At 56.8% G+C, this 17,526-nt stretch carries 14 protein-coding genes; 12 read left to right on the forward strand and 2 right to left on the reverse strand.

What is annotated here, in order from left to right; translation table 11 throughout:
• Positions 1–212: 212 nt before the first annotated feature.
• The 12 genes from rimP to EHO01S_RS08390 all read left to right on the forward strand — a co-directional run bounded on the left by rimP (position 213) and on the right by EHO01S_RS08390 (position 15,515).
• On the forward strand, positions 213–665 hold the full coding sequence (rimP, locus tag EHO01S_RS08340; protein ID WP_005295942.1) for a ribosome maturation factor RimP: 453 nt from the start codon (positions 213–215) through the stop codon (positions 663–665).
• Positions 666–686: 21 nt separating this feature from the next.
• On the forward strand, positions 687–2,174 hold the full coding sequence (gene nusA, locus EHO01S_RS08345; protein ID WP_024523524.1) for a transcription termination factor NusA: 1,488 nt from the start codon (positions 687–689) through the stop codon (positions 2,172–2,174).
• A gap of 24 nt (positions 2,175–2,198) precedes the next feature.
• A complete protein-coding gene (gene infB / locus EHO01S_RS08350; protein ID WP_024523525.1) occupies positions 2,199–4,907 on the forward strand; it encodes a translation initiation factor IF-2 in 2,709 nt (902 codons plus the stop codon).
• A gap of 100 nt (positions 4,908–5,007) precedes the next feature.
• Entirely contained in the window at positions 5,008–5,406 is a 399-nt protein-coding gene (gene rbfA / locus EHO01S_RS08355; protein ID WP_024523526.1) for a 30S ribosome-binding factor RbfA, read from the forward strand.
• Entirely contained in the window at positions 5,406–6,368 is a 963-nt protein-coding gene (gene truB / locus EHO01S_RS08360) for a tRNA pseudouridine(55) synthase TruB (protein ID WP_024523527.1), read from the forward strand. Before rbfA ends, truB begins: the two co-directional genes overlap by 1 nt.
• Before the next feature lie 147 nt (positions 6,369–6,515).
• Positions 6,516–6,785, forward strand: coding sequence for a 30S ribosomal protein S15 (gene rpsO, locus EHO01S_RS08365; RefSeq protein WP_005281373.1), 270 nt, complete (start codon positions 6,516–6,518; stop codon positions 6,783–6,785).
• 256 nt (positions 6,786–7,041) lie between these two features.
• Complete coding sequence (pnp, locus tag EHO01S_RS08370) at positions 7,042–9,165, forward strand: polyribonucleotide nucleotidyltransferase (protein WP_024523528.1); 2,124 nt, start codon at positions 7,042–7,044, stop codon at positions 9,163–9,165.
• Positions 9,166–9,286: 121 nt separating this feature from the next.
• Complete coding sequence (gene nlpI, locus EHO01S_RS08375; protein WP_024523529.1) at positions 9,287–10,171, forward strand: lipoprotein NlpI; 885 nt, start codon at positions 9,287–9,289, stop codon at positions 10,169–10,171.
• Positions 10,172–10,275: 104 nt separating this feature from the next.
• The gene (gene yrbN, locus EHO01S_RS19480; protein WP_500778242.1) at positions 10,276–10,356 is read left to right on the forward strand and encodes a protein YrbN; all 81 of its coding nucleotides are present in this window, start codon (positions 10,276–10,278) and stop codon (positions 10,354–10,356) included.
• Positions 10,349–12,235 (forward strand): DEAD/DEAH family ATP-dependent RNA helicase, encoded by a 1,887-nt coding sequence (locus EHO01S_RS08380; RefSeq protein WP_024523530.1) that lies wholly within the window; start codon positions 10,349–10,351, stop codon positions 12,233–12,235. The genes yrbN and EHO01S_RS08380 overlap by 8 nt, the downstream gene beginning before the upstream one ends.
• A gap of 594 nt (positions 12,236–12,829) precedes the next feature.
• The gene (locus EHO01S_RS08385; RefSeq protein ID WP_024523531.1) at positions 12,830–14,161 is read left to right on the forward strand and encodes an SLC5/6 family protein; all 1,332 of its coding nucleotides are present in this window, start codon (positions 12,830–12,832) and stop codon (positions 14,159–14,161) included.
• Positions 14,162–14,201: 40 nt separating this feature from the next.
• A complete protein-coding gene (locus EHO01S_RS08390) occupies positions 14,202–15,515 on the forward strand; it encodes an L-cysteine desulfidase family protein (RefSeq protein WP_024523532.1) in 1,314 nt (437 codons plus the stop codon).
• A 55-nt stretch (positions 15,516–15,570) separates the two neighbouring features.
• Here the strand turns inward: EHO01S_RS08390 and EHO01S_RS08395 are convergent, their stop codons facing one another.
• Complete coding sequence (locus EHO01S_RS08395; protein WP_024523533.1) at positions 15,571–16,449, reverse strand: U32 family peptidase; 879 nt, start codon at positions 16,447–16,449, stop codon at positions 15,571–15,573.
• 11 nt (positions 16,450–16,460) lie between these two features.
• Positions 16,461–17,456, reverse strand: a complete 996-nt coding sequence (gene ubiU / locus EHO01S_RS08400) for a ubiquinone anaerobic biosynthesis protein UbiU (protein WP_024523534.1) — start codon at positions 17,454–17,456, stop codon at positions 16,461–16,463.
• Between the last annotated feature and the right edge of the window lie 70 nt (positions 17,457–17,526).

Consider the following 17,526-nt stretch of genomic DNA (forward strand, 5'->3'; position numbering starts at 1 on the left):
TCCTTCAGTATCTATTTTCAAATATACTGTTAACGCACAGCCTTGGGCCGCGAAGTATTATTTGAAAAATATACTTGCGAGACTGGCTTCGAATCCCGCTTGGCGGTATATAGGGTCCAGTTGCATAAAGCCCCGATTATTCGGGGTTTTTTGTTATCTGACAACAGAATCACTGGGCTATAAGGCCCTTTTTTTATGTCTTGGGGGTGGGCTTGTCCACATTAGAGCAAAAATTAACAGAGATGATTACGGCGCCAGTCGAAGCCTTGGGCTTCGAGCTGGTCGGGATTGAGTTCATCCGTGGCCGCCATTCAACGCTGCGAATCTATATCGATAGTGAAGAAGGTATCACTGTTGATGATTGTGCTGATGTTAGCCACCAGGTCAGCGCCGTTCTTGACGTAGAGGATCCGATTTCAGTCGCCTATAACCTGGAAGTCTCCTCGCCGGGGATGGATCGTCCGTTGTTTACCGCCGAACATTACACCCGTTTTCTGAATGAGGAAGTGACGCTGGTATTACGGATGGCGATGCAGAATCGTCGTAAGTGGCAGGGGGTCATCAAGGCGGTAGACGGCGAGATGATTACGGTCACGGTTGATGGCAAAGATGAAGTGTTCGCGCTGAGCAATGTCCAGAAAGCGAACCTGGTACCCCACTTTTAACGTTCGGATGAGGCAACTAGGATGAATAAAGAGATTCTGGCTGTTGTGGAGGCCGTTTCCAACGAAAAGGCGCTGCCGCGCGAGAAGATTTTTGAGGCGCTGGAAACCGCGCTGGCTACGGCCACCAAGAAGAAATATGAGCAAGAAATCGATGTGCGTGTTGCCATCGATCGTAAATCCGGTGACTTCGATACCTTCCGCCGTTGGCTGATCGTCGAAGAAGTGACCCAGCCGACCCGCGAAATTACGCTGGAAGCGGCACGCTTCGAAGATCCGGCGCTTAATTTGGGTGATTATGTCGAAGATCAGATCGAATCTGTCACTTTCGACCGTATTACCACCCAGACCGCCAAGCAGGTTATCGTACAGAAAGTCCGGGAAGCTGAGCGGGCGATGGTGGTGGATGCTTTCCGCGAACACGAAGGCGAAATCGTCACCGGTGTGGTGAAGAAAGTTAACCGTGACAGCATTTCGCTGGATCTGGGCAACAACGCTGAAGCGGTGATTGGCCGTGAAGACATGCTACCGCGTGAAAACTTTCGGCCGGGCGATCGTATCCGCGGTGTATTGTACGCCGTGCGTCCAGAGGCGCGAGGTGCCCAGCTGTTCGTCACCCGTTCCCGTCCAGAGATGCTGATCGAGCTGTTCCGCATCGAAGTGCCGGAGATCGGCGAAGAAGTGATCGAAATCAAGGGCGCAGCGCGTGATCCGGGCTCGCGAGCTAAGATTGCGGTGAAGACCAACGATAAGCGTATCGATCCAGTCGGTGCCTGCGTCGGCATGCGTGGCGCACGCGTGCAGGCTGTCTCCAGCGAGCTGGGCGGCGAGCGCATCGATATCGTGCTGTGGGATGATAATCCGGCACAGTTCGTCATCAACGCGATGGCGCCGGCTGACGTTGCCTCCATCGTGGTCGATGAAGACAAGCACACCATGGATATCGCCGTGGAAGCCTCTAACCTGGCTCAGGCCATCGGCCGCAACGGTCAGAATGTGCGTCTGGCGTCACAGCTGAGCGGGTGGGAGCTGAATGTCATGACGGTTGACGATCTACAGGCTAAACACCAGGCCGAAGCGCACGCCGCCATTGATACCTTCACTAAGCATCTGGATATCGACGAAGAGTTCGCTACCTTGCTGGTCGAAGAAGGCTTCTCCACGCTGGAAGAGCTGGCCTATGTACCCGAGCATGAGCTGCTGGCCATCGAGGGTCTGGATGAAGAGACCGTTGAAGCGCTGCGTACCCGTGCGAAGAATGCACTGACGACGCTGGCGCTGGCGCAGGAAGAGAGCCTGGGCGACAACAAACCGGCTGACGATTTGCTCAATCTGCCGGGTATGGAGCGCAGCGTAGCCTTTAAACTGGCCGCGCGTGGAGTATGTACGCTGGAAGATCTTGCCGAGCAGGGCGTCGATGACCTGACCGATATTGAAGGCCTCAATCATGAATCGGCGGGTGAGCTGATCATGGCGGCGCGTAATATCTGTTGGTTTGGCGATAGTGAATAATGAACTGTAGCAGGAAGGAACAGCATGGCAGAAGTAACGGTAAAATCACTGGCAGCAGAGATCCAAACTTCGGTTGAGCGCCTGGTACAGCAACTGGCTGATGCAGGTATTAACAAATCACCCGACGACTCTGTGAGCCCCCAGGAACGTGAAGCGCTGCTGGCTCATTTAAACCGTGAGCACGGTGGATCTTCCGGTAAACTGACGCTACAACGTAAGACACGTAGCACGCTGAGTGTCCCTGGCACCGGCGGTAAGAGCAAGTCAGTGCAGATTGAAGTCCGCAAAAAGCGCACTTATGTGAAGAGCGACGCAGCAGCCCTCCAGGCAGAAGCCGAGGCTCAGGCGAAGCGCGAAGCGGAAGAACAGGCGAAACGCGAGGCTGAAGAGCAGACTCAGCGCGAGATGGCAGAACAGGCCAAGCGCGAAGCGGCAGAGCAGGCCAAGCGTCAACAAGAAGAACAAGCCAAACGTGAGGCCGCTGAGAAAGCTAAGCGTGAAGCAGCGGAAAAAGAAAAAGTGACCAACCAACATACCGACGAAAAAACTAAAGCTGCGCAGGCGGAAAAGGCCAAGCGCGAAGCTGAAGCCGCTGAACTGAAACGCAAGGCAGAAGAAGAAGCGCGCCGTAAGCTGGAAGAGGAAGCCCGTAAGGTCGCCGAAGAGGCGCGTCGTATGGCGGAAGCCAACGAGGGTAAGTGGACCGAGAACAACACCGACGAAGATAGCAGCGACTATCACGTTACGACCTCTCATCATGCCCGTGAGGCGGAGGATGAGAACGATCGTCAGGTGGAAGGCGATCGCCGTGGCCGTGGTCGTGGCGGCAAGGCCGCTAAGCAGAAGAAAGGCAGCAAGCTGTCTGAATCTAAGGCCGATCGCGAAGAAGCGCGCGCCGTTAATCGCGGCGGTAAGGGCAGTAAGCAGCGTAAACCGAGTGCATTGCAGCAGGGCTTTACCAAGCCGGCCCAGGCGGTCAACCGTGACGTGGTGATCGGCGAAACCATCACCGTGGCTGAATTGGCCAACAAAATGGCGGTGAAGGGCTCTCAGGTCATCAAAGCGATGATGAAGATGGGCGCCATGGCGACCATTAACCAGGTGATCGATCAAGAAACGGCCCAACTGGTCGCGGAAGAGATGGGTCATAAGGTGATCCTGCGTCGTGAGAATGAGCTGGAAGAGGCGGTACTGAACGATCGTGATACCGGTGCTGCTGCTGAACCGCGTGCGCCGGTAGTGACCATCATGGGCCACGTCGACCACGGTAAGACGTCACTGCTGGACTACATCCGCTCCACCAAGGTGGCGGCGGGCGAAGCCGGTGGGATCACCCAGCATATCGGTGCTTATCATGTGCAGACCGATAATGGCATGATCACCTTCCTGGATACGCCGGGGCACGCCGCGTTTACCGCCATGCGTGCGCGTGGTGCCCAGGCGACCGATATCGTGGTGCTGGTCGTGGCTGCCGATGACGGTGTGATGCCGCAGACGATTGAGGCGATTCAGCACGCCAAAGCCGCCGGTGTTCCGTTGGTTGTCGCGGTGAACAAGATAGATAAGCCGGAAGCCGATCCGGATCGTGTGAAGAACGAACTGTCCCAATACGGCGTCATGCCGGAAGAGTGGGGCGGCGAGGCTCAGTTCGTCCATGTCTCCGCCAAGGCGGGTACCGGTATCGACGATCTGCTGGATGCTATCCTGTTACAGGCCGAAGTGCTGGAGCTGAAGGCCGTGCGTAATGGTATGGCCAGTGGCGTGGTGATCGAATCCTTCCTGGATAAGGGCCGTGGCCCGGTGGCGACGGTGTTGGTGCGTGAAGGCACTCTGCACAAGGGCGACATCGTACTGTGTGGTTTCGAATATGGCCGCGTGCGTGCCATGCGTGACGAGCTGGGGCGTGAAATCACGGAAGCCGGCCCGTCCATCCCGGTTGAGATCCTCGGCATGTCCGGTGTGCCGGCTGCGGGTGATGAAGCGACTGTGGTACGTGACGAGAAGAAGGCGCGTGAAGTGGCGCTGTATCGTCAGGGTAAGTTCCGCGAAGTCAAACTGGCGCGTCAGCAGAAAGCCAAGCTGGAAAACATGTTCTCCAACATGGTCGAGGGCGAAGTCTCCGAACTGAACATCGTTCTGAAAGCCGACGTTCAGGGCTCTGTCGAAGCGATCGCCGACTCTCTGCGCAAGCTCTCTACCGACGAAGTGAAGGTGAAGATTGTTGGCTCTGGTGTGGGCGGTATCACCGAGACCGATGCGACCCTAGCGGCGGCATCCAACGCTATCCTGTTGGGTTTCAACGTCCGTGCCGATGCCTCTGCGCGTCGCGTGGTGGAAGCGGAAAACCTGGATCTGCGCTACTACTCCGTCATCTATGATCTGATCGACGAAGTTAAGCAGGCGATGAGCGGCATGCTGGCGCCGGAATACAAGCAGGAAATCATCGGCCTGGCCGAAGTGCGTGATGTGTTCAAGTCACCGAAGTTTGGCGCCATCGCCGGTTGTATGGTTACCGAAGGTGTGGTCAAGCGCCACAACCCGATCCGTGTCCTGCGCGACAACGTGGTGATCTACGAAGGCGAGCTGGAGTCGCTGCGTCGCTTCAAAGATGACGTCAACGAAGTACGTAACGGCATGGAATGTGGTATCGGTGTGAAGAACTACAACGACGTCCGTCCGGGCGATGTGATCGAAGTGTTCGAGACCATCGAAGTGAAACGCTCTATCGACTGATTTCTGTCGCGCCGCCCTTTGTTGGGTGGCGAGTAAGCGTTAGCACAGCATAAAGCTAATCGGGGGGCTCTGGCCCCCCTGTTTGTCTGGAGAAACGATCATGGTGAGAGAATTTAGCCGTACTCAGCGCGTCGCGCAGGAAATGCAGAAAGAGATTGCTATCATCCTGCAACGTGAGGTCAAAGATCCGCGAATTGGCATGGCGACGGTTTCCGGCGTCGAAGTTTCACGCGATCTGGCCTATGCCAAAGTCTTTGTCACCTTTTTGAATGATGGGGAGCCGGAGGCGGTGAAAGCCGGTCTGAAGGCGTTGCAGGATGCCTCGGGTTTCATTCGTATGTTGCTGGGTAAAGCGATGCGCCTGCGTGTTGTGCCAGAGTTGACCTTTGCCTACGATGCCTCTCTGGTCGAGGGGATGCGTATGTCTAACCTGGTGAGTAACGTGGTCAAAGACGATGAGGCACGCCGGACGGCGGCCGATCGGGGTGAGGAGGCGTAATGTCTCGACCCCGTCGTCGCGGCCGTGATATCAATGCCGTCCTGCTGTTGGATAAAGGGCCGGGGATGTCGTCCAACGATGTGCTGCAAAAGGTGAAGCGCATCTACAACGCTAATAAGGCCGGGCATACCGGAGCGTTGGATCCGTTGGCTACCGGCATGCTGCCGATCTGCCTGGGAGAGGCGACCAAATTTTCCCAGTTCCTGCTGGATGCAGACAAGCGTTACCGGGTGGTTGCCCGCTTGGGGCAGCGTACCGATACCTCTGACGCTGATGGTCAGGTGGTGAGCGAGCGTCCTGTGACTTTTAGCGAGGCGCAGTTGGCGCAGGCGCTGGAAGGGTTCCGTGGTGCGGGTCGCCAGGTGCCTTCGATGTACTCGGCCCTCAAGTACCAGGGACGCCCGTTGTATGAATACGCCCGTCAAGGGATCGCCGTGCCACGTGAGGCGCGCGACATCACCGTGTATGCGTTGCGTTTCATCCGCTGGGAAGGGGATGAGTTGGAGCTGGAGATCCACTGCTCTAAGGGGACCTACATTCGCACCATCATTGATGATTTGGGTGAAGTGCTGGGCTGCGGCGCGCACGTCATCGTGCTGCGTCGCCTCCAAGTCTCCGGCTATCCGAGCGAGCGCATGGTAACGTTGGCACAGTTGCAAGCGTTGCTGGTGCAGGCCGAGCAGCAGGGGATCGCGCCACGCGTCTTACTCGATCCGTTGTTGCTGCCGATGGATACTGCCGCCGCGCATCTGCCAGAGGTGAACCTGTCCGAGCTGGTCGCAGGCTATGTACAACTGGGCCAAGCCGTTCAGACGCCGGGTCTGCCGTCGCAGGGGATGGTACGTATCACCGTCGGTGAGTCGCGGCGTTTTATCGGTGTCGGCGAGGTAGACGATCAGGGGCGCTTGGCTCCGCGTCGGATGGTGGTGGCGTCGCGACTCTCCGAGGATGATCCGCGTTGATCATCGCCCCGTGCCAAGTGCGTTAGGAATCGGCTGATTTCTTGCCAAGGGTCAGGGTGCAGAGTAGAATGACGCGGCTAATACATTGGGTTGCTGAATTAGAGATTGGCGCCCGTTTTTTAAACTTTTCAAATTTGGAGTTCTATAATGTCTCTAAGCGTTGAAGCGAAAGCTAAAATCGTTGCTGAGTTCGGTCGTGATGCTAACGACAGCGGTTCTACCGAAGTGCAGGTCGCTCTGCTGACCGCGCAGATTAACCATCTGCAGGGCCACTTCGCCGAACATAAAAAAGATCACCACAGCCGTCGTGGTCTGCTGCGCATGGTTTCTCAGCGTCGTAAGCTGCTGGACTACCTGAAGCGTAAAGATGTAGCACGTTACTCCAGCCTGATCGAGCGTCTGGGTCTGCGTCGCTAATCTAGCGATTTTCTGAAGTAAAGGGGCCTACGTTGGCCCCTTTCTTCTAGGAAGCAACGGAAAATCAGGTTAATGTATTGCCGTTGCAGACAAAAAGGTGTAGCCGGCCTGCTTGTTACAGAGGTTCGCGCGGCTAATGCAAGCCGCCGTTTGAGGCGGCAGCTTGCCTTAGTCGCGAGAATGTAGCAAAGCCTCCGGTTATAGAAGGGCGCCGTTCTTCGGGATGGCGCGTTGCTTAACGAAAAGGAAAATGACTTTGTTGACGCCAACCGTTCGCAAATTCCAATATGGCCAGCATACCGTTACGCTGGAAACCGGCATGATGGCACGTCAGGCTACCGCTGCCGTGATGGTCACCATGGATGACACCGCGGTATTCGTTACCGTGGTCGGGGCGAAGAAAGCCCGTGAAGGTCAGGACTTCTTCCCGCTGACCGTTAACTACCAGGAGCGTGCTTACGCTGCCGGTCGTTTCCCTGGCGGCTTCTTCCGTCGTGAAGGGCGCCCTGGTGAGGGTGAAACTCTGATCGCGCGTCTGATCGATCGCCCGATCCGTCCGCTGTTCCCAGAAGGTTTCCTCAATGAGGTGCAGGTTGTGGCGACCGTGGTTTCCGTGAACCCGCAGGTGAGCCCGGATATCGTTGCGATGATCGGCGCCTCTGCGGCGCTGACACTTTCTGGTATCCCGTTCAACGGCCCGATCGGTGCTGCTCGTGTGGGTTATATCAACGATCAGTATGTGCTGAACCCGACGCAGGATGAACTCAAACTGAGCCGTCTGGATCTGGTGGTTGCCGGTACTGATAGCGCCGTGCTGATGGTGGAATCAGAAGCCGACCTGCTCAGCGAAGATCAGATGCTGGGTGCGGTGGTCTTCGGTCATGAACAGCAGCAGATCGTCATCGAAAATATCAAAGCGTTGGCTGCCGAAGTCGGCAAACCGCGTTGGGAGTGGAGCGCGCCGGAGGTTAATACCGCGCTGCAACAGCGTGTGAGCGAAATGGCCGAAGCGCGTCTGGGCGAAGCTTACCACATCACCGAGAAGCAAGCGCGCTACGCTAAAGTTGATGAGATCAAAGAGTCCGTCATCGCCGATCTGCTGGCTGAAGATGCGTCGCTGGACGCGGGTGAAATCAGCGATATCCTGGGCGCGCTGGAGAAATCCGTAGTGCGTGGCCGCGTACTGCGTGGTGAGCCGCGTATTGATGGTCGTGAGAAAGACATGATCCGTGCGCTAGACGTGCGTACCGGCGTACTGCCGCGTACCCATGGCTCTGCACTGTTTACCCGTGGCGAAACGCAGGCTCTGGTGACGGCGACCCTGGGCACCGAGCGTGACGCACAGAATATCGATGAGCTGACTGGCGAGCGTACCGACCGTTTCCTGCTACACTATAACTTCCCGCCGTACTCTGTCGGTGAAACCGGAATGATGGGATCGCCGAAACGCCGTGAAATCGGTCATGGCCGTTTGGCTAAGCGCGGTGTGCTGGCAGTAATGCCGTCCCAGGAAGCGTTCCCGTACACGGTGCGTGTGGTCTCCGAGATCACCGAATCTAACGGTTCTTCTTCTATGGCGTCAGTCTGCGGTGCCTCTCTGGCACTGATGGATGCCGGTGTACCGATCAAAGCCGCCGTGGCGGGTATCGCCATGGGACTGGTGAAAGAGCAGGACAATTTTGTCGTGCTGTCTGACATCCTGGGCGATGAAGATCACCTGGGCGATATGGACTTCAAAGTGGCCGGTAGCCGTGATGGCGTCACCGCGTTGCAGATGGACATCAAGATCGAAGGCATCACCCGCGAAATCATGCAGGTGGCACTGAACCAGGCTAAGGGTGCGCGTCTGCACATTCTGAGTGTCATGGAGCAAGCGATCAATGCACCGCGCGGCGACATCTCTGAGTTTGCACCGCGTATCCATACCATCAAGATCAATCCGGAGAAGATCAAGGATGTGATCGGTAAGGGTGGCTCTGTGATCCGTGCGTTGACTGAAGAGACCGGCACCACCATCGAGATCGACGATGATGGCACTGTGAAGATCGCGGCGACCGACGGTGAGAAGGCTAAACACGCCATTCGTCGTATCGAAGAGATCACTGCCGAGATCGAAGTGGGCCGTATCTATCAGGGTAAAGTGACCCGTATCGTTGACTTTGGCGCCTTTGTCGCCATCGGTGGCGGTAAAGAAGGGCTGGTTCATATCTCTCAGATCGCCGACAAGCGTGTGGAGAAGGTGACCGACTACCTGCAACTGGGTCAGGAGGTGGCTGTTAAGGTGCTGGAAGTGGACCGTCAGGGCCGCGTACGTTTGAGCATCAAAGAAGCTAACACCACTGCCGCAGTAAGTCAGGATGCACCCGCTGACGCAGAATAACGCGCGTGCAGCATTACGGCTTCCCCTCCGTGGGAAGCCGTTTGTCACACTACCGCAGGATGTGGTAGTACCTTGATGGATGATAGGACGTTTATCCGTGTTGGTCTTCGGGAGTTGGGAAATGAAGCCTATCTTGCGCTGGTGTTACGTTGCGACAGCAATTTTGCTGGCAGGATGCAGCAACGCTGATTGGCGTAAAAACGAAGTACTGGCCATCCCGTTGCAGCCCTCGTTGCAGCAGGAGGTAATGCTGGCGCGCATGGAACAAATCCTTGCCAGTCGAGCATTAACGGATGATGAACGCGCTCAGCTTCTCTATGAGCGCGGAGTACTGTATGATAGTCTCGGACTGAGGGCGCTAGCGCGTAACGATTTCTCGCAAGCGTTAGCCATTCGTCCTGATATGCCAGAGGTTTTTAACTATCTGGGGATTTATTTGACGCAGGCTGGCAACTTTGATGCCGCCTATGAAGCGTTTGATTCTGTACTAGAGCTTGATCCAACTTACAGCTATGCGCGTTTAAATCGCGGTATTGCCCTGTATTACGGTGGGCGGTATTCGCTAGCGCAAGATGATCTGCAGGCGTTTTATCAAGACGATCCCAACGATCCGTTCCGGTCGTTATGGCTTTACCTGGCTGAGCGTGAGCTAAACCAGGAGCAGGCGCTTGAGGCGTTGAGCCAGCGCTACAATAAGGCGAACCGGAGTCAATGGGGATGGAATATTGTCGAATTCTACCTGGGCAAAATCAGCGAAAAGACGCTGATGGAACGCTTACAGGCGGATGCAACGGATAACACTTCGCTCGCTGAGCATCTCAGTGAAACTGACTTCTATTTAGGTAAACATTACCTGAGTCTGGGGGAGAAGAGCAGTGCTTCTGCACTGTTCAAACTGACGGTCGCCAACAACGTTCATAACTTTGTTGAGAACCGTTACGCACTGTTGGAATTGGCCCGCTTGGGTCAAGAGCAAGACGACATACCAGAATCGGACCAGCAATAAGCTGACGAGCATTTTTATTTTTAAATCATTGATTTAATCGTCCTTCCCGGGCGAGGTTTTTTTGTTCGTCATTTCTTCTAATTTGAGCCGGTTCACACTTTTCAATGAAAAATGTTGTTCGTTTTCTAGACGAGTTATGCAGACTGGCCGCCATTGCACATCGTGAGGCACGTTTACATGGCTGAGTTCGAAACCACCTTTGCTGACCTGGGGTTAGCTGCACCTATTATTGAAGCCCTGAATGATTTGGGCTATGAGAAGCCGTCACCGATTCAGGCGGCCTGTATTCCTCACCTGCTGAACGGGCGCGACGTGCTGGGCATGGCGCAGACCGGCAGTGGTAAGACCGCGGCATTCTCACTGCCGTTGTTGAACAACATCGATCCTGCGCAGAAAGCACCGCAGGTGCTGGTACTGGCTCCGACTCGCGAGTTGGCGGTACAGGTTGCCGAAGCGATGACCGATTTTTCCAAGCATCTGCACGGCATCAACGTGGTGGCCCTGTATGGCGGCCAGCGTTATGACGTTCAGTTGCGTGCCTTGCGTCAGGGGCCGCAGATCGTGGTCGGTACGCCGGGCCGTCTGCTGGATCACCTCAAGCGTGGCACGCTGAGCCTGGCCAGCCTGCGCGGCCTGGTGCTGGATGAAGCCGACGAGATGCTGCGTATGGGCTTTATCGAAGACGTGGAAACTATCATGGCGCAGATCCCGGCGGAGCATCAGACCGCCCTGTTCTCTGCCACTATGCCGGAGGCGATCCGTCGTATTACTCGTCGCTTTATGAATGAGCCGCAGGAAGTGCGCATTCAATCTAGCGTCACCACCCGCCCAGATATCAGCCAGAGCTACTGGACAGTGTATGGGATGCGTAAAAATGAGGCGTTGGTGCGCTTCCTGGAAGCCGAAGACTTCGATGCTGCTATCATCTTCGTGCGCACCAAGAATGCCACCCTGGAAGTCGCCGAGGCACTGGAGCGCAATGGCTACAGTAGTGCGGCACTGAACGGCGATATGAACCAGGCGTTGCGTGAGCAGACGCTGGAGCGCCTGAAGGACGGTCGTCTGGATATCCTTATCGCGACCGACGTGGCGGCGCGTGGCCTGGATGTCGAGCGTATCAGCCTAGTGGTTAACTATGATATCCCGATGGATGCCGAGTCTTACGTTCACCGTATCGGTCGTACCGGTCGCGCTGGTCGCGCCGGTCGTGCGCTGTTGTTCGTCGATAACCGCGAGCGTCGTCTGTTGCGTAACATCGAGCGCACCATGAAGCTGACCATTCCGGAAGTGGAGCTGCCGAATGCTGAACTGCTTGGCACGCGCCGTCTGGCTAAGTTCGCCGCGCGCGTCCAGCAGCAACTGGAGAGCAGCGATCTGGATCAATACCGTGCATTGCTGGCTAAACTGCAACCGGAAGAAGAGCAGGATATGGAAACGCTGGCCGCCGCGTTATTGAAGATGGCGCAGGGTGAGCGTCCGCTGATCCTGCCACCGGATCCGGTTATCGAGCGTCGTCCGCGTCGTGAGTTCCGCGATCGTGATGATCGTGGAGGCGATCGGTTTGCTCGCCGCGAGCGCGATGGCGGCGATCGTCCGCGTCGCGAGCGTCGCGATGTCGGTGAGATGGAGCTGTATCGCATCGAAGTGGGGCGTGACGATGGCGTCGAAGTTCGTCATATTGTTGGCGCCATCGCCAACGAAGGCGATATCAGCAGCCGTTACATCGGTAATATCCGTCTGTTCGGTTCTCACTCTACCATCGAGTTACCGAAAGGTATGCCGGGCGATCTGCTAACACACTTCACCCGTACTCGTATCCTGAATAAGCCGATGAATATGCAGTTGATCGGGGATGCGCCGGCGCGCGAACAGCGTCGTGAGCGTGGTGGTGAGCGCGGTGAACGCCGCAGCTTCGGTGGTCGTGACGGCGAGCGTCGTGGCGGTTTCGGTGGCCAGCGTCGTTTCGCTGACGACCGTCGCGGCGAGCGCGGTTTTAACCGTGACGGACGTAATGCTCGTTCCGACGATAACGGCCACAGCCGCCGTCGTTTTAACGATGCATAAGCACGCCTCGCGTTAGATGATAAGGCCAGCCTGCGGGCTGGCCTTTTTACGCGCTACGCTTGCCAGATGGCTAGTTTATTATTCTAATTATTATTGTTTTTATACGTAAAAACAGAATTTTTGACTAAACTGTGCGCTTGCTCACTCTAAAATTGCGATCAGTGATACGTTTTTCTTGGCGCTAGCGCGTCATCTTGTTAACGTTAATTTTCCTCTCCGCTTTCCCCCTCTCGCTGAAAGATGCGATATATCAATGCATTATTTGCATATTGTCCATTTGTATAAAAAATAATTTTACCTTTTGCCGTTTGTGTAGGTAAATATTCAAAATAATTCCCTTTCTAGAGAAAAATTTTTATGTAGACCGCGATAGCAGAGCGATGAGTTGAAAATTTTTTCTCCCGCAACAGCGCTATGATCTCGTCACAATAATAGATCCTGCACCCGATGATGCTATTGCGCCATCGCCCTGCTGCGCGGCATCCGACTCTGTAAATGATAACGATGATAATTCTCTACAGGCGGCTCCGAGACGGCAGAGGCAGACTATGATTTGCCGTGGATCCCGCCGCGTACTGGCAAGTGAGAGCGACGATGGAAACGACACAAGCAAGCAGTGTAGTAATGACCGATATGCCCGGCTCGGTGCGTGACGGCATGAGCGAGCGTGAATGGCGTGAGGCAACGCGTTTCGACAGCACCGATGTGGGGTGGGTGATCATGAGTATCGGGATGGCGATCGGGGCCGGGATCGTCTTCCTGCCGGTTCAGGTCGGCCTGATGGGGTTGTGGGTCTTTCTGCTCTCCTCGGTGGTGGGTTATCCGGCGATGTATCTATTTCAGCGCTTATTTATCAACACTCTGGCCGAGGCGCCAGAGTGTCGTGACTATCCGAGCGTGATCAGCGGCTATCTGGGAAAGAACTGGGGCATGCTGCTTGGGGCGCTCTATTTTGTGATGCTGGTGATCTGGATGTTCGTCTATTCGACGGCCATCACAAACGATAGCGCCTCGTACCTGCACACCTTTGGTGTGACCGAGGGGTTGCTGTCGGAGAACCCGTTCTATGGTTTGGCGCTGATCTGTGTGCTGGTCGCCATCTCGTCGCGTGGTGAGCGGCTGCTGTTCAAACTCTCCAGTTTTATGGTGTTGACCAAGCTGCTGGTGGTGGCGGCGTTGGGCGTAGCTATGGTGGGTATGTGGCATCTGTATAACGTCGGTGCGCTACCGCCGTTGGCTTTATTGATCAAGAACGCGGTGATCACGCTGCCGTTTACCCTGACCTCGATTCTGTTTATTCAGACGCTCAGCCCGATGGTGATTTCTTACCGAGCGAAGGCGAAGTCTCGCGAGGTCGCACGTTATAAGGCGTTGCGGGCGATGAATATCGCTTTCGGCATTCTCTTTGTCACGGTCTTCTTCTACGCCGTCTCTTTCACGTTGGCGATGGGGCATGACGAGGCGGTGAAGGCCTATCAGCAGAATATTTCTGCGCTGGCCATCGCCGCACAGTTTATTGATGGTGGGGCAGAAAATTGGGTCACGGTGGTGAGTGTCATTCTCAACATTTTTGCCGTGATGACCGCCTTCTTTGGCGTCTACTTGGGCTTCCGGGAGGCGACTCAGGGCATTGTAATGAATCTGTTGCGGCGTCTGCTGCCGCCAGAGCGGATTAAAGAGCGTTGGGTTCAGAACGGCATCATGGTGTTTGCCGTGCTGCTGGCGTGGGGGGCGATCATCCTCAACGCGCCGGTACTGAGCTTTACCTCGGTATGCAGCCCGATCTTCGGCTTGGTAGGGTGTCTGATCCCCGCTTACTTGGTGTACCGAGTGCCGGCGCTGCATAAGTATAAGGGCGTCTCTCTATGGGTGATCATCGTCACCGGGCTGTTGCTGTGCATCTCACCGCTACTGGCCTTTTCCTAAGGGATGACGTGCGACTCGTTTCTCGATAAAGGGCTGAACTATGAACAACACATCCAATCCCTGCGATAACACACTGCTGTGGGATGAGTTTATCCGCGCAGTCCGCCAGGAAGTTAAACCGGCGGTGGGCTGTACCGAGCCGATCTCACTGGCTCTGGCCGCGGCATTGGCTGCTCGCCAGCTGGCTGCGCCGGTCGAGCGTATCGTCTGCCGTGTGTCGCCGAACCTCATGAAGAACGGTATGGGAGTCACGGTGCCGGGGACGGGGATGGTTGGCCTGCCGATCGCGGCGGCGCTGGGTGCGTTGGGCGGTGATGCGGACGCTGGACTGGAGGTGATCAAGCACGCCTCCGCCGAGGCGATCGCAGCGGCCAAGGCGTTACTCGCCGCCGGGCAGGTGAGTGTGGGCATGGAGCAGCCTTGTGAACAGGTCTTGCTTTCCTGCGCCCGCGTTTATGCTGGCGATGCTTGGGCCGAGGTTACCATTGCAGGCGATCATACCCGGGTGATCCGGGTGGAGCATAATGGGCGACTGATTTTCGCCGCCGATGAGTGCGGTGAGGCGAATGAGGCGGGGTACTGTCTGGCTCGCGCATCGTTGGAGCAGGTCTATCGCTTTGCCTGCGACGTGCCGTTGGCCCGCATTGCGTTTATCTTGGACGCGGCCGAGTTGAATGGCGCGTTGTCGCGAGAGGGATTGCGTAGTCGTTACGGCCTGCATATCGGTGCGACCCTGGCCCAGCAGCGCGAACGCGGGTTGTTGGCACACGATCTGCTGAGTGAGATCATGATCCGCACCTCGGCAGCCTCCGATGCGCGTATGGGCGGTGCCGTACTGCCGGCGATGAGCAACTCCGGCTCCGGTAATCAGGGGATTACGGCAACCATGCCGGTAGTAGTGGTGGCTGAGTATCTCCAGGCATCGCAGGAACAATTGGCGCGGGCGCTGATGTTGTCGCATCTGACGGCGATTTACATCCATAGTAAGCTACCGGCGTTGTCAGCATTGTGCGCAGCCACCACGGCGGCGATGGGCGCGGCGGCCGGTATCGCCTGGTTAATCGATGGGCGTTACGAGGCGGTGGCGATGGCTATCGGCAGCATGATTGGCGATGTCAGTGGCATGATTTGCGATGGTGCCTCCAATAGTTGTGCGATGAAGGTTTCCACCAGTGCCAGTGCTGCCTTTAAGGCGGTACTGATGGCGCTGGACAACAGCGCAGTGAGCGGTAACGAGGGGATTGTGGCACACGATGTGGATCAGTCGATCGCCAACCTGTGCGCGTTGGCTAGCGGTGCCATGCGCCAGACGGATACCCAAATTATTGAGATCATGGCCAGTAAGGCGTCCTGACGACGTGGGGATCATGACATTGCGGACGCCGAGTGCGCCCGCAACGTTAGCTGTTTTAGGCTTGCAGGGTGAGTCCGGCGAGTTGGAGCCAGTAGCCATTGCACTCCGTCTGCGTGTCTAAGGTCAGTGGGGCATCACCTTCCTCGTTGGCACGGAAGCGGCGCAACAGGTCCAGCGTCTCGACGCCTTGTGGCGAGAGGCGGACCACATCGACCCATCCCTGCATTTCGCGCAGATGATTACCCAAGTTATAGCAGCGGCCACTCAGGGTTTGGATGCCGTTAAGCACGAAGACCTGCTGTTGCTCCTGTGACAGCACGCGGCGCCCCAGTGGATAGCGTTGGCAACAAGTGTCACAGTCATCCTTAGGGCGGTTTTCGGCGCGAGCGCTAAAACAGCGTGCAGAGTAGGCGAGCGGTAAATGGCCGTAAGCGAAGACCTCGATCTCAAAACGTTCCGCTATCCCGAGCTGTTCGCACTGCTGGCGAATGTTGCGCAGCCAGTCGCGCGATAACTCCACCGGCATACACCAGCGTACCATTCCTTGACGTAGCAATAGACGCAAGGCGACGGCGTTATAGCAGTTGAGCGCCGGCCCTGCGACGAAGGGAAGGCGGCGCTCGGCGGCCAGGTTGACGGCCGCCAGATCATTGGCCTCGATGAGGAACTCGCCATTCTCCACATAGCGTCGTAGCTCGCTAAGCTCGGAGGGGGCCTGGATCAGCGCCAGGGTGGAGAGCACCACCTGCTTGCCGCTTGCGGCCAGTGTTTTGGCCAACGCCAGCCAGTCACCGACTTTCAGCGCCCGTCGCTTACTGCATACCGTTTCGCCCAGGTAGATGATATCAGCCTCGCTGTCGGCGGCGGCCTGATAGAATGTATCCAGGCTGGCCGCCGGCCAGCCGTAAAGTACCGCGCCGAGCGCATATTGCATGGTAGGACTCCTTACTGCCATCGACGGTGATAGGCGCCGAGGGTGGTTTGCACGCCCTCGGAAACGGCGTCGAGCGCATCCATCCAGGCGCGCTCGGGGGTAAAGCTTTCGGGGGCCTGGCGGCAACGATCGATCGCCTGACGCCACACGCGAGTCACCTGGCTGACGTAAGCCGGGCTGCGTTGCCGCCCCTCGATCTTGATCGAGGCGATATTGGCGGCCATCAATGCTGGCAACAGGGCGAGGGTATTCAGGCTGGTCGGCTCCTCCAGGGTATGGTAGCGCACGCCATCCACCAGATAGCGTCCCTTGCACAGGGTGGGGTAACCGGCGTTCTCACCGTGCGCATAGCGATCGATTAACACATCGTTAAGTCGCGACTCCATGCCTTGTGCCGTCTGTTGCCAGCGTACAAAGCGGGCCGGGGAACACGCGCCGACGGTATTCGGCGACTCGCCAGTCAGGTAAGAGGAGAGATAGCAGCGCCCCTCGGACATAATGCATAGGCTGCCGAAGGCAAACACCTCCAGCGGTACCGGACTGGTCCGCGCCAGCTGTTTAACCTGATGCAGGGAGAGTACGCGTGGTAAGACGACGCGTGCTACGGCGAAGTGGCGCTGGTAGAAGCGGATGGCCTCTTCATTGGTTGCAGAAGCTTGTACCGATACGTGGCGCTCGAGATGAGGATAGCGCTCGGCGGCATACTCTAGCATCGCCAGGTCGGCCAGGATCAGCGCGTCAGCGCCCTGTTGTGCGGCCATATCCACTGCCCGCTGCCAGCGTGCGTAGCCATCGGGGTGGGCGAAGGTGTTGATGGCGATGTGCAGCTTACGGCCATGACGTCGCACGTAGTCGTGCGCCTCCTGTAACCTTTTCTCATTAAAGTTGAGACCAGCGAAGTGGCGGGCATTGGTATCGTCTTTCAATCCAATGTAGACGGCGTCGGCACCGTTATCTATGGCCGCTTTGAGTGCGGGGAGATTACCGGCGGGGCACAGCAGTTCCATATGCGATTTCCTGAAATTGGCCTCGGGATGCGCTCCCAGGCGCGTAGTAAGGGCCCTCGACGCCGCCCTG

The sequence above is a fragment of the Edwardsiella hoshinae NBRC 105699 = ATCC 33379 genome, from assembly GCF_000474215.1.
In the GTDB taxonomy this organism is placed as follows: Bacteria; Pseudomonadota; Gammaproteobacteria; order Enterobacterales; family Enterobacteriaceae; genus Edwardsiella; species Edwardsiella hoshinae.